Annotated in this window: 27 protein-coding genes; 15 read left to right on the top strand and 12 right to left on the bottom strand. The window is 45.6% G+C overall.

The window, feature by feature from the left end:
- The first annotated feature begins 34 nt into the window (after positions 1-34).
- The 3 genes from SIB73_RS03660 (at position 35) to SIB73_RS03650 (ending at position 4,159) form a co-directional block, all read left to right on the top strand.
- Complete coding sequence (locus SIB73_RS03660) at positions 35-2,458, top strand: ligase-associated DNA damage response DEXH box helicase (protein ID WP_413439783.1); 2,424 nt, start codon at positions 35-37, stop codon at positions 2,456-2,458.
- Positions 2,459-3,340: 882 nt separating this feature from the next.
- Complete coding sequence (locus SIB73_RS03655; protein ID WP_413402852.1) at positions 3,341-3,718, top strand: carboxymuconolactone decarboxylase family protein; 378 nt, start codon at positions 3,341-3,343, stop codon at positions 3,716-3,718.
- 9 nt (positions 3,719-3,727) lie between these two features.
- A complete protein-coding gene (locus tag SIB73_RS03650; RefSeq protein WP_413402853.1) occupies positions 3,728-4,159 on the top strand; it encodes a cupin domain-containing protein in 432 nt (143 codons plus the stop codon).
- A 619-nt stretch (positions 4,160-4,778) separates the two neighbouring features.
- Here the strand turns inward: SIB73_RS03650 and SIB73_RS03645 are convergent.
- The 5 genes from SIB73_RS03645 to SIB73_RS03625 form a co-directional block, all read right to left on the bottom strand.
- Positions 4,779-5,966 carry a PLP-dependent cysteine synthase family protein gene (locus SIB73_RS03645; RefSeq protein ID WP_413402855.1) on the bottom strand — a complete coding sequence of 396 codons (1,188 nt, stop codon included), beginning with the start codon at positions 5,964-5,966 and terminating at the stop codon, positions 4,779-4,781.
- Positions 5,854-6,126 (bottom strand): hypothetical protein, encoded by a 273-nt coding sequence (locus tag SIB73_RS03640; RefSeq protein ID WP_413406579.1) that lies wholly within the window; start codon positions 6,124-6,126, stop codon positions 5,854-5,856. The genes SIB73_RS03645 and SIB73_RS03640 overlap by 113 nt, the downstream gene beginning before the upstream one ends.
- 696 nt (positions 6,127-6,822) lie before the next feature.
- The gene (locus SIB73_RS03635) at positions 6,823-7,224 is read right to left on the bottom strand and encodes a hypothetical protein (RefSeq protein WP_413402857.1); all 402 of its coding nucleotides are present in this window, start codon (positions 7,222-7,224) and stop codon (positions 6,823-6,825) included.
- Positions 7,225-7,483: 259 nt separating this feature from the next.
- Positions 7,484-8,206, bottom strand: coding sequence for an HAD family acid phosphatase (locus SIB73_RS03630; protein WP_413402858.1), 723 nt, complete (start codon positions 8,204-8,206; stop codon positions 7,484-7,486).
- A gap of 1,843 nt (positions 8,207-10,049) precedes the next feature.
- Positions 10,050-10,478 carry an NUDIX hydrolase gene (locus tag SIB73_RS03625; RefSeq protein ID WP_413402860.1) on the bottom strand — a complete coding sequence of 143 codons (429 nt, stop codon included), beginning with the start codon at positions 10,476-10,478 and terminating at the stop codon, positions 10,050-10,052.
- Between the two features lie 153 nt (positions 10,479-10,631).
- Here SIB73_RS03625 and SIB73_RS03620 point away from each other — a divergent pair, with 153 nt between their 5' ends.
- Positions 10,632-11,165, top strand: coding sequence for a hypothetical protein (locus SIB73_RS03620; protein WP_413402861.1), 534 nt, complete (start codon positions 10,632-10,634; stop codon positions 11,163-11,165).
- 1,225 nt (positions 11,166-12,390) lie between these two features.
- Here the strand turns inward: SIB73_RS03620 and SIB73_RS03615 are convergent.
- Both SIB73_RS03615 and SIB73_RS03610 read right to left on the bottom strand, forming a co-directional pair.
- Positions 12,391-12,918, bottom strand: a complete 528-nt coding sequence (locus tag SIB73_RS03615) for a PAP/fibrillin family protein (RefSeq protein WP_413402863.1) — start codon at positions 12,916-12,918, stop codon at positions 12,391-12,393.
- Positions 12,919-13,133: 215 nt separating this feature from the next.
- Positions 13,134-13,370 (bottom strand): hypothetical protein, encoded by a 237-nt coding sequence (locus SIB73_RS03610; RefSeq protein WP_413402865.1) that lies wholly within the window; start codon positions 13,368-13,370, stop codon positions 13,134-13,136.
- A gap of 281 nt (positions 13,371-13,651) precedes the next feature.
- On the opposite strand from SIB73_RS03610, the gene SIB73_RS03605 reads away from it, so the two are divergent.
- Positions 13,652-14,161, top strand: coding sequence for a hypothetical protein (locus tag SIB73_RS03605; protein WP_413402867.1), 510 nt, complete (start codon positions 13,652-13,654; stop codon positions 14,159-14,161).
- 73 nt (positions 14,162-14,234) lie between these two features.
- Here SIB73_RS03605 and SIB73_RS03600 read toward each other — a convergent pair whose 3' ends face one another.
- Entirely contained in the window at positions 14,235-14,705 is a 471-nt protein-coding gene (locus tag SIB73_RS03600; protein WP_413402869.1) for a DUF427 domain-containing protein, read from the bottom strand.
- A 41-nt stretch (positions 14,706-14,746) separates the two neighbouring features.
- Between SIB73_RS03600 and SIB73_RS03595 the strand changes: the two genes are divergently transcribed.
- Positions 14,747-15,466, top strand: a complete 720-nt coding sequence (locus SIB73_RS03595; protein WP_413402871.1) for an esterase/lipase family protein — start codon at positions 14,747-14,749, stop codon at positions 15,464-15,466.
- A 697-nt stretch (positions 15,467-16,163) separates the two neighbouring features.
- Positions 16,164-16,436, top strand: a complete 273-nt coding sequence (locus tag SIB73_RS03590; RefSeq protein WP_413402872.1) for a hypothetical protein — start codon at positions 16,164-16,166, stop codon at positions 16,434-16,436.
- 246 nt (positions 16,437-16,682) lie between these two features.
- Here SIB73_RS03590 and SIB73_RS03585 read toward each other — a convergent pair whose 3' ends face one another.
- A complete protein-coding gene (locus SIB73_RS03585; RefSeq protein WP_413402874.1) occupies positions 16,683-17,747 on the bottom strand; it encodes a YbfB/YjiJ family MFS transporter in 1,065 nt (354 codons plus the stop codon).
- Positions 17,748-18,010: 263 nt separating this feature from the next.
- Between SIB73_RS03585 and SIB73_RS03580 the strand changes: the two genes are divergently transcribed.
- Both SIB73_RS03580 and SIB73_RS03575 read left to right on the top strand, forming a co-directional pair.
- A complete protein-coding gene (locus SIB73_RS03580) occupies positions 18,011-18,184 on the top strand; it encodes a hypothetical protein (protein ID WP_413402876.1) in 174 nt (57 codons plus the stop codon).
- Positions 18,185-18,617: 433 nt separating this feature from the next.
- Positions 18,618-18,833 carry a hypothetical protein gene (locus SIB73_RS03575; protein WP_413402878.1) on the top strand — a complete coding sequence of 72 codons (216 nt, stop codon included), beginning with the start codon at positions 18,618-18,620 and terminating at the stop codon, positions 18,831-18,833.
- A gap of 118 nt (positions 18,834-18,951) precedes the next feature.
- Here the strand turns inward: SIB73_RS03575 and SIB73_RS03570 are convergent, their stop codons facing one another.
- Positions 18,952-19,548: a DUF1543 domain-containing protein gene (locus SIB73_RS03570; RefSeq protein WP_413402880.1), complete on the bottom strand. Its 597-nt coding sequence runs from the start codon at positions 19,546-19,548 to the stop codon at positions 18,952-18,954.
- Positions 19,549-19,667: 119 nt separating this feature from the next.
- Here SIB73_RS03570 and SIB73_RS03565 point away from each other — a divergent pair, with 119 nt between their 5' ends.
- The 4 genes from SIB73_RS03565 to SIB73_RS03550 all read left to right on the top strand — a co-directional run bounded on the left by SIB73_RS03565 (position 19,668) and on the right by SIB73_RS03550 (position 22,216).
- Entirely contained in the window at positions 19,668-20,801 is a 1,134-nt protein-coding gene (locus tag SIB73_RS03565; RefSeq protein WP_413402882.1) for a DUF819 family protein, read from the top strand.
- A 56-nt stretch (positions 20,802-20,857) separates the two neighbouring features.
- A complete protein-coding gene (locus SIB73_RS03560) occupies positions 20,858-21,091 on the top strand; it encodes a hypothetical protein (protein ID WP_413402884.1) in 234 nt (77 codons plus the stop codon).
- Between the two features lie 189 nt (positions 21,092-21,280).
- The gene (locus SIB73_RS03555) at positions 21,281-21,607 is read left to right on the top strand and encodes a hypothetical protein (protein ID WP_413402886.1); all 327 of its coding nucleotides are present in this window, start codon (positions 21,281-21,283) and stop codon (positions 21,605-21,607) included.
- Positions 21,608-21,727: 120 nt separating this feature from the next.
- Positions 21,728-22,216 carry a hypothetical protein gene (locus tag SIB73_RS03550; protein ID WP_413402888.1) on the top strand — a complete coding sequence of 163 codons (489 nt, stop codon included), beginning with the start codon at positions 21,728-21,730 and terminating at the stop codon, positions 22,214-22,216.
- Between the two features lie 1,071 nt (positions 22,217-23,287).
- Here the strand turns inward: SIB73_RS03550 and SIB73_RS03545 are convergent.
- Both SIB73_RS03545 and SIB73_RS03540 read right to left on the bottom strand, forming a co-directional pair.
- Positions 23,288-23,554 (bottom strand): hypothetical protein, encoded by a 267-nt coding sequence (locus SIB73_RS03545; protein ID WP_413402889.1) that lies wholly within the window; start codon positions 23,552-23,554, stop codon positions 23,288-23,290.
- 212 nt (positions 23,555-23,766) lie between these two features.
- Positions 23,767-24,039 carry a DUF3764 family protein gene (locus tag SIB73_RS03540; protein WP_413439713.1) on the bottom strand — a complete coding sequence of 91 codons (273 nt, stop codon included), beginning with the start codon at positions 24,037-24,039 and terminating at the stop codon, positions 23,767-23,769.
- Between the two features lie 424 nt (positions 24,040-24,463).
- Between SIB73_RS03540 and SIB73_RS03535 the strand changes: the two genes are divergently transcribed.
- Together SIB73_RS03535 and SIB73_RS03530 are read left to right on the top strand one after the other, a co-directional pair.
- Positions 24,464-24,805 carry a hypothetical protein gene (locus SIB73_RS03535; RefSeq protein WP_413402893.1) on the top strand — a complete coding sequence of 114 codons (342 nt, stop codon included), beginning with the start codon at positions 24,464-24,466 and terminating at the stop codon, positions 24,803-24,805.
- Between the two features lie 257 nt (positions 24,806-25,062).
- Positions 25,063-25,215, top strand: a complete 153-nt coding sequence (locus SIB73_RS03530) for a hypothetical protein (protein ID WP_413439712.1) — start codon at positions 25,063-25,065, stop codon at positions 25,213-25,215.
- The last annotated feature ends 1 nt before the right edge of the window (position 25,216 follow it).

Here is a 25,216-nt window from a genome sequence, read left to right as displayed (position 1 = left end):
TAGAGACACGCAGCCGCAACGGACCCTCGCTCCGATCGAGACCTGGTTCAGGCGGCAGGGTTGGTCACCACTGCCTTTCCAGATGCGCACCTGGGAGGCCCACCTGAAGGGGCTGAGTGGCCTGATTCAGGTGCCAACCGGGTCTGGGAAAACCTACGCCGCAGTGATGGGGCCGATTGCTCGGATGCTGGAGACGGCGAATGAGCGATCAGGCGTCAGGTTGCTGTACATCACTCCCCTCAGGGCGCTGAGCCGAGACCTTGCAGTTGCCCTGAAGCAACCCATTGACGCCATGGGCTGGCCTTTGCGTGTAGGGATACGCAACGGAGATACGGCATCAGCGGAACGAACCCGCCAGATCAGAACACCACCGGAAATTCTGATCACCACTCCGGAATCGCTTTGTGTTCTGTTGGCAGGCCGCCATTGCGAAGCACTGTTCAAAACGCTCGAGACCGTTGTCTTGGATGAATGGCATGAGCTGATTGGAAGCAAGCGCGGTATCCAGACGGAGCTGGCTCTGAGCTGGTTGCGCCAAGAGCGCCCTCAACTGCAGACATGGGCGATCAGCGCCACGATCGGAAATCTTGAGGAATCGGCCCGGCATGCACTCGGAGAGGGTTCCCAGCCCTGTTTGATCACTGGGGCTCCCAAGCGGGGGCTCGATGTCACAAGCATTCTTCCCGACAGCATCGATGGATTTCCCTGGGGTGGTCATCTCGGTCTGAGGCAATACGAAGATCTCGTCGCACAACTGGAGCCATGCACCAGCACCTTGCTGTTCACCAATACACGCAATCAGGCTGAACGCTGGTTTCAGTGCCTGCGTTATGCCTGTCCGGAGATGGAGGGGCTGCTGGCACTTCATCACAGCGCACTGGATCGCAGTGAAAGAGAGGCCATCGAAGCAGCAGTGAAAGCCGGGTCAATGCTCTGGGTGGTCTGCACGAGTTCCCTTGATCTGGGAGTGGACTTCCAACCCGTGGAGAGAGTTGTTCAAATTGGATCGCCTAAAAATCTGGCACGTCTGCTCCAGCGAGCAGGCCGCTCAGCGCATCTTCCAGGTGGAACCTCCAAGGTGCTGTTCATGCCGACCAATGCCCTTGAACTGTTGGAACTCAGTGCAGTTCGCCGTGGGCTTGAAAACGGCATGGTGGAGGAGAGACGCCCACCAAAACATCCACTGGACGTATTGCTGCAACATCTCACGACACTCGCTTGCGGTCCTGGATTCAGATCTGGTGAAACACTCAGGGCGATTCGTGGAACCAGTTCGTACAGGGCCATCACGCAAGAGGAGTGGGATTGGTGTTTGCGTTTCCTCGAACACGGCGGTGACTGCCTGGGCGCTTACCCCCGCTACCGAAAACTGGTCACCACGCCTGACGGGCGTTATGTGATCAGCAGCAACGCGATTGCAAGACTGCATCGGTTGAACATCGGAACGATCACGTCCGCTCCCTCAATCCGGGTTCGCTATGTGCGGGGATCCGTTCTGGGACACGTGGAAGAAACGTTCATCAGCCAGTTGAAGCCAAAGGACGTTTTCTTTTTTGCCGGACGCCAGCTGGAATTCGTGAGGCTTCGCGACATGACGGCCTATGTAAGAAACACAACCAAAAAAAGCACTGCAGTGCCAGCCTGGGCTGGAGGTCAGATGTCGCTGTCCGATCTGCTGACCCATCATCTTCGTGAAGAGGTTGCACGAGCCGGTCGAGGTGAACTGGACACACCGGAACTCAGCGCACTTGAACCACTGTTTGAACGTCAGATGGATCTGTCGACCCTGCCGTCCAGCGGACAGCTGCTGATTGAAACCTGCCGAACGCGGGAGGGGATGCATCTCTACGCATATCCATTTGAGGGACGCTTCGTGCATGAAGGTCTTGGTTTTTTGTGGGCCACCAGATTGACAAGAGAACACCGTGGCACCATCACAGTTTCGGTGAATGACTACGGATTCGAACTGTTGGCACCGAAGAACTACCCCATCGATGACTTACTGGAGGAGCATCTTGATGACCTTCTGGATGACAGTCATCTGGAAAACGATTTGGAGCAGGCGTTAAATCTCTCAGAACTATGTCGACGTCGATTCCGCGGTATTGCCCAGGTGGCAGGACTGCTCGTTCAGGGATTTCCAGGGAAAAACAAAAGCGCTGGCCAACTTCAAATCAGTGGATCATTGCTATGGGAGGTCTTCAACAAACATGAACCCGACAATCTTCTACTTCGCCAGGCTCAACAGGAAGTGCTTCAGGAACAGCTTGAACTGTCTCGACTGCGAAGCGCATTGAAAAGGATGCGATGTGGAGAGACACTCCACTGCCCAACACCTCGTCCAACGCCATTGGCATTTCCACTGCTGGTGGAACGGCTCAATAATCGAATGAGCAATGAATCAGTGCTTGAACGCATCAAACGAATGCAAGTTGAGGCACTCCGCTACGAACAGTAGACGGCTGACTCCACAACCTGAGTCACAGCCTGGAGAACTTCAAGCCGGATTCGCCCCCAGAACCCCCTCTCTGATTTACCAAGAGACCTGAGGCAAGCAGCTGGATCCATCGATCATTTCCTCGCGTTCAACCTTGCATCTGGTGTGAAGCGCAAGGACTTGGCGACACGTCGTGAGATCAAGAAAACAGAAGCTTCAGTGACAGCTGCAACCACCGTCGCGCACCTGGAGATAAGAAACTGATAACAAACCGAGATCGCGAGACACCTTCTGTGCTGTTAGGGAATGGTTATGGCTGGAAAACAGAACGGAAGACTTTTAAGGCACACCTGAATCCCAAACTGAAAGCATTGTGCAGAAGCCTCTTAAGCAACTTTTGTCTTACAGGATATTTATTGCAATAAAATTTTCCTTGAAAACAAACCAGTAACCAAACCCAGGGATTGCAAGTCTTACAGAAGACACCTTGGCCTCAAAAACCTAGTCTCTTAACAAGACAAATCTCTGCGACATGAAAATATGAATTGAAGGGCATAAACTGATTTATCAGTTTGCCTGACAGAATGATTATTGTTCGGCGAGAAGCATGAAGCCATTACGGGGACGCTAAAAACCTTTAAAAACCTTGCTCGGAAAAGCAGAGGGCGCTGTGTGGACGTAAATCCCCGGGCAAAAAGGCCTGAAACCAATCACGCCCCGCCAACGGCGGGGTTTTTGCTGCCCCTAAGCCTTGGGTTCAAAACACCTTGATCACTAATTCAATAAAAGCCAAACAAAAAATACGGACAATCAGTACGAAGCGTTGCTATTGGATAAACGTACACCGTCAACCGACTTAGTCCATAGTCAATTCTGTTATTTGTAATATCGCAACGAAATTCTATGCCATCAGAAAAGTATGTCGAAGGCATGCAAGAAATGCGTACTCATTTTGGCGATGCTGCCGATCAATGGATCAAGGTGATTCACTCAATTTATCCTGAATTTGCAAAAGTCAATGTCGAATTTCCGTTTGGTGAACTCTATAGACGTGATGTTGTCGATGACAAAACACGTGAGCTTTGCACTGTTGCAGCATTGACAGTACAGGACTTTGCTCTTCCAGAACTTAAGGTCCACATCAAAGGCGCATTAAATACAGGATCAAGCAAAGCAGAGATCCTTGAAATTATCACTCAGATGATTGCCTATTGCGAATTTCCAGCCGCAACGAATGCACTGCTGGCAGCGAAGGAAGCATTCAATGAACTTGAGGAATGAAGTTTCAAAATGATAAACAAAGGCATAAAATTTTGGCGGGTGTGGGTCAATAAGCAAGGTGAAAGTTGTCAGAATTTTCATTGTCTCTCAGGTCACAAGCTATCAGTTTTTGCTGATGGAGCTGCTCCCATCTGGAGTGCACTTCACTACAGCGGACCTACCAAAGTCTTCACATTAATTCTTATGCCGGGAGAAGTTGGTGAGTGGCATGAAAACCCAAAGCCTCAATGGATCATTCCCCTTCGTGGCCGCTGGCGCGTCGAGACGATGGATGGAATGGTCGTGGAAATGGGGCCCGGAGAAATCAGCTTTGGTGGAGATCAGGGAACAAAACAACACAGAGGACATCGCTCATGGGCAGTAGGCGAGAAACCTGCTGAACTACTTCTGATTCAAGTACAAGATCCTCCTCCCTGGAATCCTTGTGATGAATCACAATGATGTTAATTCTGAGGCTTGAAACTTTCACTTACTGATCGGCCAGCTACCAGCCAGCGCCTTTTTCCGCTATGTGGTGATGTATACCAACAGGCACTCTTTGTCTGGCCTAACACTTCACTTGAGAATCCACGCGTATGCAGGATGGGGATGCAAACCTCGATACCGAAAAGAAGAAAGATTATCACTGCCCTGGCACTACCTACGTTAATCTGTGGAAATGACATCAGCCATAAACTCTCGTGTGATCACTGTGAAACAGAAAAAACCAACCTGCAACCAAGCCGCCACCAATGATGAAGTCAAACAAAGCATGCATCAACACAATGCTTGAATAGGTTTTCAATACAAATAATCACCATAAAAAGAACAATTAAGCAGCAAGTTCAAGCCATTTTGGATGTGATTCCCATTGAGTCAGGTACTGCGATAAGCTATGGCGCAAGCAGAAAATAAATGGCAATCGCTGATGACTTGAATCAAGATCAATTACTGAATAGAATTGCAGCAAATGCTCGACGATTAGATCAATTCTAACTGAACAAAGAAGGAATTTCTCTAAACAAGCAAGCGGGGAGAATCACTCATGAATGCAATACAGAGATTTCAATAAACAGGGGGATTAAAGCTGAGAAGGCCAACTGCCCTGCTCCCAGGCTGTGCGGAGTAAGGGAAGCAACGGCTGCCAATCCAGGTCGTAAAAAGCCAGCCAGTCGGGGTTGTAGTAGTTGTCGGAATACAACTCGCCACTGTCACAGATCACAGTGGCGATGTTTGTGGAACGCCCATACTGATGGGCTTCGCAAGCTAAGTGAAGTGCACCAACCAGGTTCAAACCAGTGGAAGGTCCGACACGAAAACCCACCAGATCGTTGGCCAGGTGCATCCCTGCAACTGTGAGGGCATCGGGCACCTTGAGCATGCGATCCACAACACCCCGCTGAAGACTGAAAGTGCTGCCGAAAATGATGGGCCCTCTACTACCTACACCTTCAATCAAAATTGGCTTTGAAGAGCGCAGTTCTGCATTCCCGGTGCGGTACCAGTCGAACAAAACAGAATGCTCCGGATCAGGCACAAGAAGTTGGGTTTTGGATCCGGGTGACCAACCAGGATTCCATTTACGCATATAGCGACCAATACTGGTAGCCGTCCCCCCACTGCCAGCAGCCATGACAAACCACTCGGGTCTGCTTATGCCTAGCTCCTGAAGCTGAAGCACCAGCTCGTTGGCGAGATTTTCAGTTTCAGCCTCCGGGCCCTGGAAATAGGAGATGGCCTTTTCTGCATTCGCGAACTGATTGATGTCGTAGGAAAGAGGGTCGTCTGCCAAGACCTGCCGGTAGTAGGCCAAAGGGCTAACACCCTGCGGAATGAGTAAAACTCGCCCTCCATAGCGACGAATCTCCTTCAGCTTTAGGGGGCTGATGCCTGCTGCCGCAACAGCGGTGTAGCTCAAACCTAGTCGCTGAGCGAAATAGGCTTCAGCGATGCCGGTATTACCGCTGGTGCGTTCAAAAAGGTGAAGATCACGCCGGATACCACTGCCAATAAGACCCCACATCACAAGAGCCCAGGCAACTCGATGCTTAAGGCTGCCCGTCACACTCATTGCCTCATTCTTGAGCAGCAGTTTTGATCGCGAATTGAATGGAAACTGATGCACAATTAACGGCGTAGGCCCTGCTTTTTTGTGTTCATGCCAGAGCCTGGCAATGGCTTGCCGCCTCCATTGAGCATTGCCCAAAGGAATGGAAGCATCCCTCAATGGTTGTTTCAGACCAACTGATGCCTGTGTTCCTGCAGACATCCAGCCAGAAGCTGCCATGCTGGATAGGATCGAAAATGTCCCAATGCCTAGAAATTGCCGCCTGGAAATTGTCATGAATCCATGGAGCCATCTTGAGCTTGGCTGCCATCAACGACAATTGGCAACCAAACATTTTTAAAGAAACAATAAAACAAGCCAATCAGCGAGGAGCTGGAAGCTGCAAATAACCATATTAGCTACCCAACACATTAACCTTGCAGCAGAAGAATATGAAAAGATATTAGATGTCAACCATCGCTAGAATGAAGCAAAAATAATCAGCACTCAACATACAGCTTTAACAGCAAAACTTTTCTAAATTCAAAAATCATCAATCAAAAACAAGAAAAAATATGAAAATCGATAATTGAAATAGATGTGAAAAATTACAAAACAAATTGATTTTTTAAAACAGCGGAAATACATCAACTAGTGGAAACGAATTAGCTAAATGAGCTCCCACCAATTTGGCCTCAGAAAAGAATCTTCGTCAGACTGCTCTACAAGCTTGCCGCCTTGATAACTATCGAAATCATGTGGGTGAATACTAAAACCATACTGCTTGGCAACCACACACTGATCATCAACATCGGAACACTTCGTGCTGACACACATTTCCCTCAAGCTGGCATCTGACTTAATGGCTTTGGCCAATTCGACAATTTGTTCAGCGGACATAACAGATTTTTAATCCATAATTTTTTAGCATTAATGCAGCAAAAACAATGCAACTTTTACGCTTTGAGACACGATACGAATACCATACAGTTCATGGTGCTAAACAAAAATAATTCAACCCAATCATAGCTTAGAGTGAAGTTATCACAGAGAAAAAAGAGGTAGACTTTACTGGCGGCTAGGTTGACGCAAACAACTCAACTCCAGGATGGTGATGACGTGGAGAATTCCGAGCATGATCAACAGCAAAAGCACCGTCATCATTGACAACTACCCTCGGACTTGAGAGATCACCAACAATGGAATCAAATTCAATACCTGAATCATTCAATTTAGCAATGGACAAATTTAGCTGAAGCAATGGAATATTATTATTAGCAGCTTTTCTAGCCGTCGTAAAAACAATATTGTGACCCTCATCTTTGATCTTTTTCAAGTAACTCAAAGCCCCGTCATTGAATTCCATTGTTGAATGCTTAGAAATCACTCTATCAAGATCGATCAGAAAAGTAGCCATTGAATCAAAAAGAGTGTAATTCTTTATTACATAGGCAGCAAAAAACCAATTTGCGACCACCACTAATAATCATCATTGCGCCATTCAAATATAAGTACACGTTTGGAACCAAAAATACAAATACTAGAAGTGTTCAACACGCTGATAGTCATAAGCCAGCAAGAAGTTCGGCTGCTTGACGAGCCAAGTCCAAGATTTATTACTAAGCAAGTAAAACTCCAATTATAAACTTTCTGTCAAGTTTGCAAGGGATAAATACAATGGTCAAGTCTGTGAAACAACTAAAAGATTGCCGCGTTAGATCTAATAACACTTAAGAAAACTATTTTATAAAATATCTGACATTTGGCATAAGAAAACCACGCGTAAATGAGCCATAAGACATGTCACTGACCTGATCACCAATGCTTGGCCCAATATTCCAGCCGTCATTGATAAGAAGTTGACGAACTTGGTATTTCCATTGCGATGCTGAACCTTTATATTCATGCGGCTTGAAATGAGCACCTTCCCACTCTGACATGCCCATCGATTCGAGACAATTCAGAGTAGATTTCCGCTGATTCTCAGATCGGCCAGTGACAATAAAGGTAGCAATTCCCCAGGAACGAAAAACTTGATAAGCTTTTCTTACAGGCTCAATGACTGGGGTTTTGCAAGATTCAATTGCATTGTTTAGAAGTTTTCCATTATGAACAAATGGAACTGGAGAATTCAGATCAACAAAATAAGAACTCAACATAGTATCGTCTACATCGAATACCGCCGCTAATCTACATTGACTAAAATCTAAAGACTTAGGTACATTACATCGAGATTGAGACCATTGGTTAGTCCATGCAATAGCAGCATCTGCCACACTTTGTTGATCAGCAGCAGACTGTTTATTGTGATATTTTTCAATCTCTTCTTTTGGAAAATTACCAATTGCCCAGACTCCGGATGAAGAAAGAGCAGGAAGGTTTTGACCAGTTCCAATGATTGCACGTCCTCCAGTCAGCTTGTCGTCTTTATAAACTTGAAAAGTTTCCGCAGACGAAGGCAAAGGGCTTATTGCAATGACCAATGGGTTCAAAAATACAGCACTGGTAATGATTGCAAATGATCGTATTTGTAAAAACATTAAGACTGGATTAACTCCTAACAATGCTATTTAAATTGATAGAATGCGGGTCAGATCATATTATTGAATTAACAATTCATGAAAGCCGTGATTAAGTCGTCTTATGCATAAATGGCATTTTTGAATAAAAGAACACAATTCAAGCTTGCTTGCAATGATGCGTCAATAAATGAACAAATCGATCCTCAACGCAAACCAACACAAATACGCGTTACAACGCTTATCGATTCTCCTTGCCAAAAAAGGCTACAACATAGTTAGTCAACTTCAAAATAGTGCTTAAAAGCCTCAATACAGTCAGATTACGGGGTCGAGATTGGGTGCAAAATTATTACAGTTTTTACTTCATAGCTGACTGGCCTCAAGCGAGTCGCTGCAAGATGTTATGAGCTCCTAAGGAACTATTCGTTTAAACAACCCTTCAAAAGGAAAATCATGCCATCAATCTCGTACATTTGTTGGACATTCCATACTAATCACCCAGGTAATAAATATTGAAGTGTTTTCTATTAAGCACTAAGAAAAATCGTTGCTTTTATAGTCAGCCAAAACTTACAGGAGACTTGAGAATTAAGAAGACCTGAGGCGCACTATTCCATTAATGCTTGATCAAGTGCAGCTCCAAAGCCTGCAAATGAGACAACTCAGAAATCCTCAATAAAAAAGCAAAGCTTACGGCCTCAGTTGACAACTGCCGATAACTTATATTGGAGAGGAACCAGCAACCAAGTTGGTGAAAACATTAGGTAATCCATTCATCCAGAATATTTCATTCGGTTCTCACGCCTTGTGCCAGTGTCACAGCCGCCCTTTAATGAAAGGGTAGCGTTCTGGAGGTAGGCAAATGATTGGCATCGATTGGGCTGGTGTATGTGCACTGATCTCGATTATTGCTTTGATAACAATTATCGGATATCGGGAGGGACACTCAATTCTTTGAAATTCAGCCATGCAGGCATCTGATCTTGCTTGATTTTGCCATAATCAGTCTAAAATAAAGCTTTCGACACTTATACTATCAATAAAAACTAAAGATATTCGCTTTAAATTACAATTTATAGTTTTTGGCAACAAGGACAAAAGCATTGATTGTAATTCTTAAATCCAACAAAAGTGCATTTTAGTCATCCGAGCGATCAGAACAATGAAGTAGTGCTGATTAAATACAGTTTTGTCTTATCATCCAAGGTTGTGGAAGCTACTTCAATCTCTTCAACAACAGCCGATCACACTCTACCGAACGTTAAATCACTTCAGTCTAGATACGAAACACCAGCAATGCATCATCAGACTGCTAGTGGATACGAACTTTTGCAGTATGCGCTGTTCGCTTTACAATGACGCAAGCAAGATGACCATCAGAACTATCAAAATTCGGCTGCACAACGTAGTTCAGTTGTCATTGCCGATGAAAATCAATGCAACCACGAGTATCATCAAAAAATTGGTCATACTGATGAAAAACAAGCCAATAATGGATGAACCAACACCAGAGGCCCGATCGATCCTTCGGATGACTCTGACTTGACCGGTAATGTGTGTTGATGTTTGATCGTCGCTGTGCCCGTTGCGGATCTATCAGCTTTCGTGCTGACCGCTCGCTTGGTGGTCGCCTCGTGTGTTCACACTGCGGCGTTCCTGCTGACCAAAAGGCCCGTGGATCGAGCGGCAGACCACGCTCGGTGAGGACTCAACAACAAATTTCGAAAGGTTGGTGGTTCTGGATTCTGCTGGCAATGATCGCCTTTGTTGTGATCTTGCTGCTTCAGTCCACCTGAATGATTTCATCCAGTTTGTCGACCACTATGCAGAGAGCGCTAGCTAATGGACGGTCCTGATTAAGTTTTTGGCTCCAAAGCCTTCCGGAGCGGATCTGTTCTGTACTAGCGAGGGTCATGTCCTGACCTTCAAGCAGCCGCAGATCTTGAAGAGGGACACTGAGCTTGCCAGTGAAGACATGAACAATGCGCTTCTCATCCTGATGCTGGAACCAGGAGTTGAGTTGATTCGGGCACCAACCGATTTCTTCGTTGAGTTCGCGACGTAAAGCCACCAAAGCGGTCTCACCGTGCTCCAGATGTCCGCCGAACAGACCCCAGCAGCCTGGCGCAACGATTTCGGGGTTTTCATCACGCAGTTGAAGAAGCCACCGATCTTCCTGGTGCAGCATTGCCAATGCAACTTCAACAGTCATGGCCTTGTTCAATGGGTGTCAAGTTTCTTCTAGCCCTGGAGCATTCCGTGAATTGATAGAGCACAACTGGAATTGACCGGATTTTGATCGACGTTTCGACACTTGAAAATTTACTGCGTTCCATTTGAATGACTTGCCCTGTTCTCATGCCGCATGACAGAGCTGTTGAAGCAGAGCAAGAAAGAAAGTCATTATAGAAATCCACTGACAGGCGAACGCGCTTCAGCCAATATAAAGGATATGGAATTCGAACAGTTCACAGCCAAAATCAAAAATCTCGACATTGGTTGCAAAGAGCGCATCGCACTCGCCAAAAGATGTCCAGATCATGAAGCGCGTGTTCAGGTCGGCTTGGGTAAAGCAAAGAATATCCCACTCAAAGGGAAGCTTCTGGAGTCTGACTTTGCCAGCGATGGCAAGCAGTTCACTCAGGACGAGCTCGACTATATGAGTAATGAACAGGCCTCAATGTTGGCCGGAATGGTGTTCATGAAGTTGTTTCCCAATGCTGCGCGCGTGAGCGAAGACGACATTCTCGAAGTTGAAGACGAGGATGATTCCTGGTCAGGAACTGTGTATACGGGAGAGGGAAATGGATGGGTTTTCGGATGGGTCATTGAAAAGAATCAAAGCGACAACCACTACCTGATCTCATTCAGTGATTACGAAAACGAGGACGAAGCATAAAGGATCATTGGAAACAAATAATTTTGAGTTTGAGGATTGTGCTTGTGATTTTATACCCTTTACTGAACACAATTCATAAGAATAAACAATCCAGGTGGTAGTTGAACGGAATAGAAGCTGGCGATGCTCGCTGCCTAGGAAGCTTGTACTGAAACACGATCCTTTCAGCAATAAGGTTCGGTATTGGCGATCAGGGGTTAGTCGACCTGTTCTGTGACAAGCCGGACAAGCGATGAAGTCAGCTGCTGTCAGACCCATTGTTTTGGGTCTTGATCATTCTGCAGTGGACTGCTTCGACCAGCAGCAGTGATTTGCACTCCGCCGTGTGGCTTGCCAGCCCCTCTGCCAGGGCAATTAAACAAGAAAAGCCGCCCACCGTGAGAGGTAGACGGCTTATCTGAATGTTGCTTGAACCCATTACTCGGAAGGCCGAGTAGGGCGGGTCGAAGCGTCTGGCTGTGTGGCTTGTCGGGCCAGTCAGGCAGCTTCTAAAGCATGCTCAGTTGGACCATCGTTGCTCATTGAACGCCTCCGAATGCCGTTCGTACGTTCAGTATCCATCAACAAGAGAGACACTGGCATCAGTGAAATCGCTTATTGCATCAAGGCACAGTTCATACCAGTGTGAAAAATGCTTTGCTTACTGCTGAAACTTCGGTTACCCCACGGTTCATAGGCATCAACATGAGCTCAGACACCACCCTTGAACCAGCCTGAACCTGTTGCCCCAGCAAGACACCAATAGACGGCATCTCCAAATACGGGTAGTCCGTTGGGCCCCCCTGGCCACCCACTCAGCAGATCCTTGGTCCGTCAATCATTTCTTTTACCAGTGTTGGACTGCTTGCAATCCTTACTAGCCTCCATCATGTTCAGGCACGACAGATGACTGATATCGAGAAACAAGTGCCTTAAAACACAATGGTCGCTGGCTGTAGAGCACTGACTAGCTCAAGCCTATAGGCTTGATTGTCGCAGCCCATAATGTCATAAGACTTGACAAAATTGAAATCAAAAACAAACAGAACTGGCCTCGTTAATCTGCAGCATCAGAAACAAAATAATCATATTTTCCTGCAAGTACTCCTATTTACGGGTAGAAAAACCAGAGCGACGAGTTACTACAGTAAACTAATCATCTCTTGAACAGCCAGAAAAAATGAAAACGCTATTAGAATTAAATTTAATTCACATTAAAATAAAACAATTATCATTTAATCCATAATCATATTTCAGTGAAAAAATCCGAAACAGACTTGTCATGACGTTTGAGTAAAGCGAAAGTTGTGCCTGCGTTGCCTCTACAGATACGCAGATCCTTCGTGAGTGTTGTGATATCAAGCCAAGCTGGAAATGACTGATTTACAGCTTTAAAGAGTTGGAGTCGATTACCACCAGGTATGGTTGGTCCTCTCCACCCCCCCTTCTTAAAACGCACACCGACTCTGTTACGTCCATCAACACTGAGTTCGGCCTCAACCGCAATTGCTGCAACTGATCCAAGCGGGCCAGCAAGCTGCAGAAGATTCATACCCCTTGCATTTTCAGGGTCAAGAACCTGGAGATTTTCCAACCAGTCAGCCTGCTTCAACCAGGGTTGCTTGGCGCTGCTCCAACGAAGTTCCCAGACGCCGGTCAACAAGTCGAGGTTGCCATCAAGTTCAATCGTAGATTGCGATTCAGAAGCTGCGACAAGCTCAGGAATTTCGCTGTTTCGTGGCTGTTCTCTTAACAAACGGATCAGATCCTGCATCGTGAATTCAATCCAGTAAATAAGGTTACTTTAAATCTATTTGCAGCAATCAGCAGGCGATAATTTTTATCAAGCGGCCATCCCTCGATTAAATCACAAAACAACAAGAGCCAATGAATAGACAACTCTAAAAATAACGGCTTAAAAATTTATTATCCCAGTGGATTGACAATTGATGCCATAATTAAAAGAACGCAGACAAACTAATCTCAACATTAGTTCCAGTTCACAGTACAGCGGTATTTATTGGCTCCTCCGGAAGGCATACCGATTTTCTCGCAATTCGTACCGGTGATGTTTGCACCCTCTGGCACCCTTGATTTAAGGTCTTCAACTGTGGATGCTTGATCAAAACCTGTTTGCGTCAACGAGCCGGCATTGACGGCTGTATTCAAAGTGACAAGAACCAAACTGACAAGAAAGATTAATGAAATTTTCATCGATGAACTCATCTCTCCAGAAAGCTAGCCATGCTTCAGTTAGTTGTCATTGGTAGTTTTCACCGACAGCTGTCTTAGGCCGTTGTCAATATCGCTTCAAAAACTCGACAAGTATTCGCGCATTGCTTCAATCGTAAACTATGAAAAAAAAGCTTTTTTCCCAAGCTTCGGGCAGCAAAGACACGCTGAAGAATCCTGAGACACTGATGACGATAAGACACACCATCACTGCTCAATTGTTCCATCTTGGCATTATATGATTGGCTAAAATAGGTTTTTATGATTTTATCAACTTGGCAATTCCATCCATCGTCAACTGGCTGAATGATGACATTGACAATGGCAATATTGCATCTGCTTTATATGTCACCGAATTGAACCAATACCCTGGCTTGATTGCAATTGGACATTGCAGCATCGAAGCTGTTAATCAACTGGAAACAGATGTGAAGCTAGGTCGACTTAGATATGTAACCAGCGCAGATCCAGAAATCTGTGAAAAACGTTCAAACCTATCGCTCAAAGATTGCTGGCTTGGCGAACAGTTTCTGCTCTACCAACTCTCAGACTACCGGGAACTCATACCACAAGGTGAAAACAAAGAGAATCAGAATTATATCGAAGCAATCAAATTACCGGAAACTGGATCATCCAGATTCATAGAATGGATCGCTGAAACATCACAGAAAATCTTTTGCGATCCGCTTTCAGGCTACAAACTGTGCCTGGATTCCTTAGTAACAACTTCAAGACAACGACTTCTTTATGATGAATTAAAAAAAGATTGGACATGCAACAACTGAAAACCACTCCAGGGAGATACTTAATCATTAATCAATGATCAATAATCACCCATCGATACACAGTCCTGTTCAATCAGATCAGTTCTGGATGATTGGGATCACCTTTGAATGGGCCTTCAACTGCTGAACTGATCCATCCACCATAAAATCCACCCGGTTGAGCGGTGACCTTTTCCCCGTTAAGCCAACAACCATCCATTAATCCAGGATAAAGAGCAAACCAGCCTGAAATTTCTTTAAAGGGTTCTGTTGGAGATGAGTAACACCAGACAGCCCGATGCACTCGATTCTCACGCACCACAACATCAAAATAGTCAGCAACACCCTTCCACTCGCAGAAGCTGCGACCGGCTGATGGAATCAACAGCTTCCGGTTTATCTTGTCTGGAGAGAGGTAATAGGTGGGAGGATGAAAGGTTTCCAGTACACGCATACAGCCTTCTCCATCAAAAAGAATTTCACCACCTACCTTCACAAGCACATGATCAGCACTGGGCTCGAGCCGTGGAGGCCTGGGATAATCAGCAACTCTCTCTGTACTCATGAAATGCTCCTTCTCTGCAGGAATGATGACGGTGTTTCGGCATGATTGGTGAAATCACAGCTGTCGATCCAAACCAGCCGGTGGTGATTCTCGGTGGTTTCCTGATCACTGAAGAGGCCTATCAACCGATGGCCAAGTGGCTGACGGAGCGGGGTGTTGTCGACGCTCAGGTAGTCAACGTATCGCGATATGACTGGCTGCTCACAAGTTGGAGCTTCGGCTGGCGGCGCGTCTTGGATCGTGTGGACGAACTCGTCAAGCAACTACAGCCAAAGTCACCTTCGGACCAGATCACACTGATCGGCCACAGCTCTGGAGGGGTCATGTTGCGGCTCTATCTGAGCGATCAAGCTTTTGAGGGCCGTCGTTATGGAGGAGCGTCGAGAGTCAATCGTTTAATCAGCCTTGGCAGCCCCCATCAGGCTGTCCGCGCAACCCCTCTCAGAGCCATGGTTGACCGGTGCTTCCCCGGATGCCACGAGCCAGGGATCGATTACGTAGCCATTGCGGGTGACCTGCCCCTGGAGAGCACCAATGCCTCTGCATTCTCAAGACGGAGTGCCAAAAGCAGTTATCGCGCGATTGCAGGAGCCGTTGATGTCAGAGGTGATGGTCTTGTACCAGTGGAGTCGGCATTGCTTCGCAATGCTCGCCAACTCACCCTGCAGGACACTGCCCATGGAGGCCTGTTTGGTTCCACCACCTATTTCACGGAAGAACGATTGGAGCAATGGTGGGAATTTGCCAATAGCGTAAATTAGCTCAAAGATTATTACAAACGAATCCGTCATTGATCAATCTATACAAGGACAATAACAACCAAATCATAACAGAATGAAGCCGGCCTGAATTTATTGATCAGCAAATTGCCAGCGCTGGATGTAAATCCTTTTCATCACTCATGTCGAGCAATTATCAATAAGATGGATTCTCTTAAAGGCAACAGGTGTTGACTGGAAACAGTATTTCATCTGTCATTGCTTTTACGTCAAGTCAATTCTAATCGGCTGAAAATAGCAATTCATTAACTCAGAATCCAATATTTAAACGGGTGAACTGAGGAGACTCTGATATATTTGCTACCCCCTAAATAAACGAGAAAAAGACTGATGAAGATCGGCAATAGCTAAACGACCAAAAGTGTGCAACACTGGGCGCAACAATTTATTTCGCACTCACTATTGTGTCCACGAAGAAAAAAGACTGGTCGTTTTACTCTTGCCTATTCTTTTTAATCGTTGCATTTGTCGACATGATAAAAGAGGGTGTCATCATTCCAAATGCATATTTTGCAATCATCTTTGCGTTTGGAGCAGGCTGGAATGGCGCCAACCTAAAAAACAACAGATGACTACATCGTGAAAATGCCGACAATAAAATCTAGACAGTTTGAAATGAGGCAATGCCGCGGGAATTAAAATGAATTTGAAAATTGAATAAAACAGAGATATTCAGACCATGAAACTCAACTGGCAAGGAACGGGAGTAAAGCAAATAATCAATTATCTATTAGAATTCTTTTACAAGAATATCCTGACAGTGCAAATGACGAGCAGTGGTCACAGACTTGAATTTGCATTTGCAATCTTCTTCTTGTTAAGCGGCTTGCTTGCAATGGTTACGGGATTATTTTTTATCCCCTTGGCATTTGCAGTGATCGCATATCCAATCTACAGAATTGCCCGGTATGCGAGAAAGCACCCAAGCCAAGACAAACTACCTCCCCAGTGAGTCGCCAAGATATTATTTTGAAATTATTAAATACTAAGCAGGCGGTCAAAACATCAACTAAACAGCAAGTAGCAAAACAAATAATTTTTGCTGATTAATCCTGGCTACGTACATTTACGCCAGACCTCTGAATCAACTCCATCATCAATTGACATCCCATTAACACCACGCCTGCACTAAGCACTTCCTTCATTGAGATGCTCGCCAAACGCGAAAAAATCAACGCAAAAGCGGAGTAGCTTCCACCTAAAAAGATGATATAAGAGACCACCAACGCTTTTTCTGGGAGTCATTCAGTAATTCACCAAGACGATCATAAGTCAAAGCAACGGTCATGTAAGCCCAAGCACCAATTAAAAAAATTGCAGTCATTTCAATATAAAGATCGCTTGCAATCAGAAACATCACACTACCCAATAATCCAAAAAGAGAAACTAATGGCAACATCGTTCTGTTAGACCATTGACTTGGGAATGCACTGGCAACAAAACATCCAACAACTGAACCAATTCCGAAGAGTCCAAAAGAGTCGCTGCTCATAATCGGACTTGCGTCTAAACGCTGAGTCGCAATCAAAGGTCCATACAAAATGACCGGTACCATTCCAGCACCGATCAATGAATATCCCGAAGCGAGGCCTGCAAGTTTAAAGTTTTGATATTTCACACGAACCCTCTGCTCTGCAGCACCAGGCTGCAAAGCGGTTGACTTTCGTTCACCTCTGACCCTCGAAGATTCCACCAGCAACCATGCGACAGGTATGGCCAAGAGGGTTGCACAAGCTGAGATGACAATCCAGGCGAAGGTAGGAGAATTGTCTGCGATCCAACCAATCGAGATGGTTCCAATCAACGATCCGATACCTGCACCACTCACTAAAAATGCTGTATATCTCCTGGCTTGGTGTTTGGAGATCCCTCTTAAAGCAAGGGCTGGAATTCCACAAACCAAATGAGCTGCTGACCAACCATTGATGAACCTGATCAATAAGCGCACAGGAAAAGGCCAATCAACCGATTCAAGCCACAACGAAAAGATTAATAATAATAATGCCAAAAACAGAAGTTTGCACAGGTTCTTATGACTTCTTTCTCTGGAGTGATGAATGCAGCCAATCACATATCCAGCAACATTTAATCCCGCAAGTTCACCGATTCCTGTGATTGAAATCCAATCATCATGCTGCATCAACCTGGCGACGATGCCGAAATCAAAGCGCGACAGCCCGAGTGCAATTGCAATAGCGCAATTACCAGCAAAAACCTGCTTTTTATGCAACGACGATGGCAGGTTTGATGTGATTCCTGCCATGCAAGCAAATCCCTCTAACCACGCACCTCTAGCCACAGGCTTGAACCTGTTCAACTGTTGGACATAAATCCATTCAAAAGGAAGGATTCGCCACACAACTCAGCGGATACAAATCAATCGCCACAGCCTTGACACGACAAATAAAAAAGAAGAGGCAGCGAACACAGTGGCTAATTTGTAATAACTGCTACTTACACATTTCAGCGATAGTTTTACATTCCAAATTCTATCCACTATCAATCTGTCTCTTTGCAGGTACATTCATGCGTATTCCACCACATTCATTCATCAAAAAAGATGCAGGTCCAATCAAGGAATGGTGGAAGAGTCGTTTAATTTTATTAATTGATACCAGAAATGAACAGGCCGCCAGAGCCTTATACAAGGAGTTTCATATTGATGAAAAACCAGGGCTGCGTGATCACTATTGGTTTTAGTTTAAGACACTCGCTTGAATCGTTATCCGATCAACGTTAGTTCAATAAACAATTATCCTTAACATTAATCATGACAACTAAAACATCCAACTCTTAAAAAGCCTCTATATTTTTTGGTTGCAGACTTATTTGCAATTAGTCTCTATTAAACATCACAATCAAACAACTTGGGTCAATTTCTAGCACTTGTCATAAGCGCTCGAAATGAATCAACCAATGACTCAAGTGGTACAGAAGGGTTAGCTTTACAGACATTCATCTGAATCACGGTTCAGAACCAGAGGGTTGTCTTAAGTTTCATGCGACCAATGGGTGATGACCAATTGGCTCTGCTGGAGACCTGAAAGATGTTGACGGTGCTGTCGCCGTGCATGTCTGGTGAAAGACTGTGAAGGCTTGAGAGCATCAGGAGATTGCAATCGTGATCAGAAGAGTGTCTGAGCTGAATGTTTTGAACCTGTTGATGGTGATCGGCGGGGCTGCCTTCCTACTTCTCTTCAATGACGTGGCTCAACAGTCCCGGGATCAGAACCGCTGTGTGGCCATCAGCAAAAAGGCACTCAGGGCCAAAGGAATGGCGGAAGCTCAATCACATGCTGTGGCAGTCAGCGAGTGCAATGGGAATCCACATTTTCTCGGTGAACAGTAAAGAAAACAACCTTGCTGGACTTTGGTTTTAGCTGTGGCTGTTTGCTACTTCGTATCGAAACCAATTGACCATCTGCTTGACCAACCTGGTCTAAAAGCCTCGCTTAACAAGGCTTCAGTCAGTCAGGGCGAGGCTTTGGGACTTTCCCATCAATTCTCCAGTAACCAAACCAGTCGGGTGTCAGATCAACTTCAGAGACACCAGGGTCTGGTCTCAGATGAACCTGCCACCCCTCGACATTGAAGATGGGCAGGCAATCGTCAACCGTGTCCAGGTTGTCAATGCCATGCAGATCATCCTTGTGAACCTGTAACGCACCATCCAACCAACGCCTTCGGGCCCTTGCCTTCGCTGCCTGTTGACTGCCTGCAACCACCAGACCGAACTGGTGCAATTCCTGCAGAGAATCGCGGTCGTACCCCCCGAGGTTGATGAACCAGAGCCGGTCGCTTTTCGAAGTTGACAACGATTGCTGTGTTGCCGGCGACTGGGCATGTCCCCTGATCAGATCAATGGCGTAGCCATCCACATGTCGGATGGCTTTGTAGCTGTCGATATGGAGGCCACTCAGTAGCCCGAACCATTGTTGCCTCAGAGTCGGAATGGTGGATTCGATGCTTGGTCCCACCACCCAGCGCACATCATGGAGCTCAATATGGCTGCTGGCAGTGCGACCACCCAGCACAACCAGAAACAGACTTGGAGTGATGGTCATCGCTCAACGCTGAATCGTTGGAAAAACGCGATCTGTCCGTCGCCGCGCGCACCGTTCAAGTCTGACCAGGAACTGCTGCTCTCGGGCATGCTTTCACTACAACCAACCGACTGGCAGTCATGACTTCGCTCTCACAGCTGCTGTCAGTCGTACTGATTCTGGGGTTGACAGGACTCGGATGGTGGCTGGCTGAGGTGAACAGCCTGGCCCGGAAGCTTGGAACCACCATGGTGATTCTGGTGCTTGGACTGTTGGTGGCCAACATCACCACCTGGACACCTGAACCATCGACTGTGTCGTGGGTGAACGGTCCATTGACCTCTCTGGCCATAGCGGAACTGCTGTTGGCTGTTGAACTACGCAGCGTGCTGAGCGATGCACGCCGCTTGCTGTTCCCCTTCTTCACCGCTGTTGCAGGAACTCTGGTGGCTGTTTTGCTGGTGGGGGGTTTGCTATCACCATGGCTGGGTGAAAATTGGATTCCACTGACAGGCCTGTTCAGTGCGACATTCACCGGTGGAAGTCTGAACTTTGTCTCTGTTGCCAGAAGTCTTGAGTTGCCGCCCACACTTCTATTGACTGCAACAGCTGCAGATCACGTCGCTTTCACAGCCTGGTTTGTTGTCAGCTTGCTGATTGGACGTGAGCGAACACAGTCTTTGCCGGCAAAGCGTTCAGACCTGAATGATCCATCAGCGTCAACGGTTGAATCGTTGCCATGGCCTTCCTCTCGGTTGGTGATGGTCGGGCTGCTCTGGGGCGGTGCCGTGTTGTTGATCTCAGACCAGCTGGTGAGGTTAACGGGACTGTTCGGCATCAATCCACCATCGATTCTTGTGCTGACAACAGTGGCTTTGATTGCAGCCCAGTTACCCCAGGCGCAGTCGCGTCGCCCCTGTTATGGAATCGGTTTGGTCTTGATTCAGCCCTTTTTTGCGGTCATCGGGCTCAGCTCAAAACTTGCGGGTCTGTTCGGTGAGGGGCTGCCGGTGCTGCTGTACGCCTGCCTAGTGGTTCTCGTTCAGGCCGTTGTTGTCCTTCAAGCACAACGCTGGTTGCGCTGGCCTTTGGCTGAATGCCTGGTTGCTTCTCAAGCTGCTGTAGGCGGACCAAGCACGGCTCTGGCACTGGCAGGGAGCCTCAACCGACCCAGCCTTGTCCTGCCATCCGTGGCTGTTGGGTTGGTGGGGTATCTGCTGGGGACGTACGTCGGTCTGGCAATGTCGGCTTCACTGCAGTGGCTGACTGGCTGAATCCCGATCGAAAATTGCGCTCATGGCCTTAGAGTCGCCCGACTCATTGAGCATTGATGGCCTGGGAATACACACAACTTCGCTTTGTTCCCCGAGGCAAGAGCTGGACTGGAGAGATTGAAGAGCTCTGGCTGGATGACCAGCCATTGATCTCCAGGAACCATCCTCAGAAGGTGAGCCTGGTGGAGCTGATGAATGAGCTTGGTGCTCAGGGATGGGAACTGGTGACCTATGCACAGCCCTTCACCGGATACCACGGAGGCTGCTACACCTTCAAGCGTCAAACTTGATGAAAGCAATCAAGATTGAATAAAAAACGCAGGGTAATTAAAGCGAGACTAGATTCAATATTGCATCGGCAGATCATCAGTAAATTGAATATTAAATCAACGGCTTGCATTCGGTAACAATGAGCGCATTATATCAATGTCGAGTTCAATGTTTGAAGCTAAAATAAACAGATCAGATCATTGCTAGCGATGCAGATTCGGGAATTCAACAAGAAAGTTGCACTGTTTGTAACAGAACGGGTAGGCACAATGTCGTGCGCTTATTTATTCGCAGCGATTGCACTGGTATCGCTACCTGAGGCACTATCTTCTGAAGATCCTTTGGAAATAGTATCGTGGGTGGCTGAAACATTTCTGCAATTAGTACTGCTGTCAATCATTATTGTTGGTCAAAATATTCAAAGCGAGATTGCTGAAGAACAAGCCCAGACTGACCGTGAAACATTAATTGCAATCAAGAAGCTGGCAGAGGAAATCCATATTGTCGCTACACAACAAACACCGGATAGCCAATGATTTATGATTGCCTAAGGCGAAACAAATGATCCAGCTTGACACTTTGCCGAAAAGCTTAAGTGATAGAGTTTTCAGATATTTTCCTCATGACTAAGCTAAAAGAGTGATATTCATTAATCCATGACTTCTGAAAATTCAGCATCGGATATTGATTCAAAGAATCATTATGGCTCAAAACCAAAAAAAATAGCCTTTGGGATCGCTCCACTAGGTGTTGTAGCAATCGTAATCGTCCCCATGGGCGTGGTTTGCATCGGCGTGGTGCCGATGGGTGTGATCGGCATCGGACTTGTGTCGATGGGCGCAGTCACCGCTTCAGTGGTGGGAATGGGTCTACTTTCAGTGGGGTTAAATACAATGGCTGTTTGGACTGCAGGCCCATTGAGCATGGGATTTGTCAATTTGAGCGGATCAAAGCAACAAATTCCTCACATTCATCATCTACACTCGCAAACGTCGAAGAAGCATTCAAAGCTCGAAGCAGAATTGATGTTTAGCAATGAAAACCTGGCACAACTAGCAGCAAAACGAATGGGCTGCAATAAAATCACCAAAGTCAATAACCACTGGAAGCCCTGCAGTCAACCTGCGGCGATCAACATGAATTAGATCATTAATCAAAAACCGTTCATCTTTAGCTTAGACAGAAATACGGTTTCTTTAAGATTATGACTATCAAAAATCTTGATTTCGCATACCAAAAATATTCCCAGAGATACAACTGAACCAAAATTCAAACACAAAAAGAAGTTCCGCTGTACAGCAATGAATCAATACCAAGCAGGTGGATATCTTTCTATAATTTTTACCTGAAAAATCATGTCAAAAAATGTATAGATTTTAAAACTATGGAGGCGAACTAAACTTCAAACTGGATGATCAGATTCCCAGAAAAATCAATCACACGGACAGATCGGTTGATTTGATCACTGAGAGACTGGGCCCAACTCATTGCTTCATTAATATCATCCGTTGATCCATGCAGATGCCATTCTAAAAAAGGGTTCAATTCTTCAATACGAAAATTTTTGCAATGAACCATTGAGAAAGCTGGATTATTGATGCATGTAGCGCAGTTCTGCCTGTTGACTTCAACCAGAAGACATCACAAGGATATTAACGTAGCTTTTTCGAAAAGCAAAACTAGAAAAGGATACCAATATTACACGAAAAGGGATTATAAAAAATAGAAACTAACCGCAGACCTTGAAATAATAGAGTCAAACACGACTCAGCAACATCAATCAACGCGTTAAAGTCTGAATAACAACAGAATCAGTTAATATAACCTGAACGGGTCAGCAAATAAACTTCCAGCGACCAGCCAAACAAGAATGACAAAACAACAGAAAAAACAAGATAAAAATATTGATTACTTAGAGGAAAGTAGGGCGCGTTACGTTTGCTCATTAAATTCATGAAATAATAAACAAGTTAAAGACAATCGTCTTTAACTGTCGTCCAAAATTGGTCTAAACTGTCATAAACATGCGACTCATTTTAGACTAACGCTCATTTGTTACAGACTCAATAACGTCGATGGTTGCTTTAAAGAAAAAATCAACAGAAGTAAAAACATAAAACACTACCCAGCTCCAACGCAATAATCGCTTTAATAAAAAACTAGATAGAATTAAATAGAATAAATTTTAAGCTTCACATGAACTACAAGAAAGACACTTACAGCGGATGATCAAACGGATGGGGATGATCAGGAAGGCTGACTTTATAGAGTGTGTCTTCGACTGGCTTCCACTGAACAAGATGGAGTGGATTAATTTGATGCTTGTCCAAGCAATCCCAGATATCGTTACCAGGCAATATGGCAGTTGACCAATGATCACCCTGGCTGATCATCTGTTCACGTACATAATCTTTCCAATTTGCCCAAGGAATGTCAGGGTAATTGGAGAGAAACTGATTGAGAACCACGATGTCAAATTCCATAACTCACCCTAATTTGCGATGATCAATAGTAATCATTGTAACCTCAAGCAATTCCAATGTTGAAATGCCAAACAAACTTCATTAATCACGGGTCAGTCATTCGCTGAAAGTGGGAATTTAGATCAATCAAAGGTTTCTAAACTCCAAGATAGGAAGCAACCTTCTATAGGCATAGATGCTTTCTGATATCGAGACATAAGAGACAGGTAAGATTATTGCTCTGTATAAGCAGTGATGACAGTGCTTTCGATGATATGGCCTGCTCCGCGGATCATTTCCTTGTTGTCTTCGAAAATCTTTTGAGCAACACCGACAGGAGCTTGCTGAACAGCACAGACCCTGGTTGAATCGTCTTTACAAACCCCTCGAAACAAAGATTTGATGCCGACTGATGCGTGCATCTTGGTAACATCATCGCTGTCATAAATTTTGGCCCACTCTGAAAACGGAACACTCAGATTAAAAGTCCAGACTGTGGTTTCCATCATCTTGAAACAATGCAGAGCAGGATTCTTACATCTTCAAGCTGAGCGAACCAGCACTATGTGACAGTCTATTGACCAAATTCATTTAGAGGACTTAAGAAATGATTGTCAGCATAACTTTAATCAGATGTTCTTCTCTACAACGATTGGCGTAGTCATCAATCATCAGTCCCCAAAAGGCACAATGTGATACTCCTGACCAATAGAACAATTCAAATGATGACATCAACCAATTTAAAGGTTCTCCCCATATAGAAAATATTATGAGATTCCGATTCAAAGTTTCAGCCGATGCGTGGTCGGTTGAACACTGCAGATAATATGCAAACCAACAAATGCTCTTATGAATCACAGCTGATTCTCACCATCAGCTCAGCTGTTGAAACAGTTCCAAAGGTGAAGATCAAGATATTACAAAAGAGCCATGGTTGATCAACCACTCAGCTTCACCAAAGGATGGAGAAGTTTCATTGCCACTGCAATTGTTAGTACTGGAGCGGTCAGCGCATCTTCATTAGTCCTTATTCCAGCCGCTGAAGCAAATCATTATCACCACAGACATCATGCGAGAAGAAAGCTAAAGCGCGAATTTCGGCGCGATGTTCGTGACTTTAACCATTACCGAAGGTCTTACAACCGTGATTGGCGACATGGACGCAGGATTCATAACCGCGCCTTGTATGACTACCCACGTGTGATCGCACCTTATGGATACGGCTATTACCGTCAGCTTCAGCCTGGATTCGGAATCCAGATCAGGCTCTGAAGTTCATTGTTGTCTGGAAACCTGCAGAGGTTGTGAAATAGCTGAAATCAATGCGAAATCCTTAAAGAACATAACAGGGAACCTTTGACCGGCAATATCGATGTTGCCACATCAACAGATTGCGGTTTCTACACTGAAGACGTATATTTATGTCTCTAAATTATAAAATTTTCTCTGATCTTTTATATTTGAGATCTAATTCTGTTTAAACGACTTCGTGTTTCTGGCTCATACTTCAATCGACCAGGCGGAACAACTTGCTGCCGCTGTGGCTGGGGCTGCTCGCATGGCTGATGGCTGGTGTACAGATTTTCAACCTTACTTTCTTGGCCTCATCTTTCGGGAGCTGCTGGGAGTTGAAATTGATTTCAAAACAATTCGTTCTATTCGTGTGGATGAAGCCGCTGTGAT

The sequence above is a fragment of the Synechococcus sp. MIT S9509 genome (assembly GCF_047303035.1).
Taxonomy (GTDB): domain Bacteria; phylum Cyanobacteriota; class Cyanobacteriia; order PCC-6307; family Cyanobiaceae; genus Synechococcus_C.
This window is presented reverse-complemented; position numbering and strand designations above follow the sequence as displayed.

What these genes read in the sequence shown, in the direction of transcription:
- SIB73_RS03655 (WP_413402852.1), top strand. Translation starts at nt 3,341, where the DNA reads ATGCCATCAGAAAAGTATGTCGAAGGCATGCAAGAAATGCGTACTCAT.
- SIB73_RS03650 (WP_413402853.1), top strand. Translation starts at nt 3,728, where the DNA reads ATGATAAACAAAGGCATAAAATTTTGGCGGGTGTGGGTCAATAAGCAA.
- SIB73_RS03645 (WP_413402855.1), bottom strand. Translation starts at nt 5,966, where the DNA reads ATGTCTGCAGGAACACAGGCATCAGTTGGTCTGAAACAACCATTGAGG.
- SIB73_RS03625 (WP_413402860.1), bottom strand. Translation starts at nt 10,478, where the DNA reads ATGACTGTTGAAGTTGCATTGGCAATGCTGCACCAGGAAGATCGGTGG.
- SIB73_RS03620 (WP_413402861.1), top strand. Translation starts at nt 10,632, where the DNA reads ATGACAGAGCTGTTGAAGCAGAGCAAGAAAGAAAGTCATTATAGAAAT.
- SIB73_RS03615 (WP_413402863.1), bottom strand. Translation starts at nt 12,918, where the DNA reads ATGCAGGATCTGATCCGTTTGTTAAGAGAACAGCCACGAAACAGCGAA.
- SIB73_RS03610 (WP_413402865.1), bottom strand. Translation starts at nt 13,370, where the DNA reads ATGAGTTCATCGATGAAAATTTCATTAATCTTTCTTGTCAGTTTGGTT.
- SIB73_RS03600 (WP_413402869.1), bottom strand. Translation starts at nt 14,705, where the DNA reads ATGAGTACAGAGAGAGTTGCTGATTATCCCAGGCCTCCACGGCTCGAG.
- SIB73_RS03595 (WP_413402871.1), top strand. Translation starts at nt 14,747, where the DNA reads ATGATTGGTGAAATCACAGCTGTCGATCCAAACCAGCCGGTGGTGATT.
- SIB73_RS03590 (WP_413402872.1), top strand. Translation starts at nt 16,164, where the DNA reads ATGAAACTCAACTGGCAAGGAACGGGAGTAAAGCAAATAATCAATTAT.
- SIB73_RS03585 (WP_413402874.1), bottom strand. Translation starts at nt 17,747, where the DNA reads ATGGCAGGAATCACATCAAACCTGCCATCGTCGTTGCATAAAAAGCAG.
- SIB73_RS03580 (WP_413402876.1), top strand. Translation starts at nt 18,011, where the DNA reads ATGCGTATTCCACCACATTCATTCATCAAAAAAGATGCAGGTCCAATC.
- SIB73_RS03570 (WP_413402880.1), bottom strand. Translation starts at nt 19,548, where the DNA reads ATGACCATCACTCCAAGTCTGTTTCTGGTTGTGCTGGGTGGTCGCACT.
- SIB73_RS03565 (WP_413402882.1), top strand. Translation starts at nt 19,668, where the DNA reads ATGACTTCGCTCTCACAGCTGCTGTCAGTCGTACTGATTCTGGGGTTG.
- SIB73_RS03560 (WP_413402884.1), top strand. Translation starts at nt 20,858, where the DNA reads ATGGCCTGGGAATACACACAACTTCGCTTTGTTCCCCGAGGCAAGAGC.
- SIB73_RS03555 (WP_413402886.1), top strand. Translation starts at nt 21,281, where the DNA reads ATGCAGATTCGGGAATTCAACAAGAAAGTTGCACTGTTTGTAACAGAA.
- SIB73_RS03550 (WP_413402888.1), top strand. Translation starts at nt 21,728, where the DNA reads ATGACTTCTGAAAATTCAGCATCGGATATTGATTCAAAGAATCATTAT.
- SIB73_RS03545 (WP_413402889.1), bottom strand. Translation starts at nt 23,554, where the DNA reads ATGGAATTTGACATCGTGGTTCTCAATCAGTTTCTCTCCAATTACCCT.
- SIB73_RS03540 (WP_413439713.1), bottom strand. Translation starts at nt 24,039, where the DNA reads ATGGAAACCACAGTCTGGACTTTTAATCTGAGTGTTCCGTTTTCAGAG.
- SIB73_RS03535 (WP_413402893.1), top strand. Translation starts at nt 24,464, where the DNA reads ATGGTTGATCAACCACTCAGCTTCACCAAAGGATGGAGAAGTTTCATT.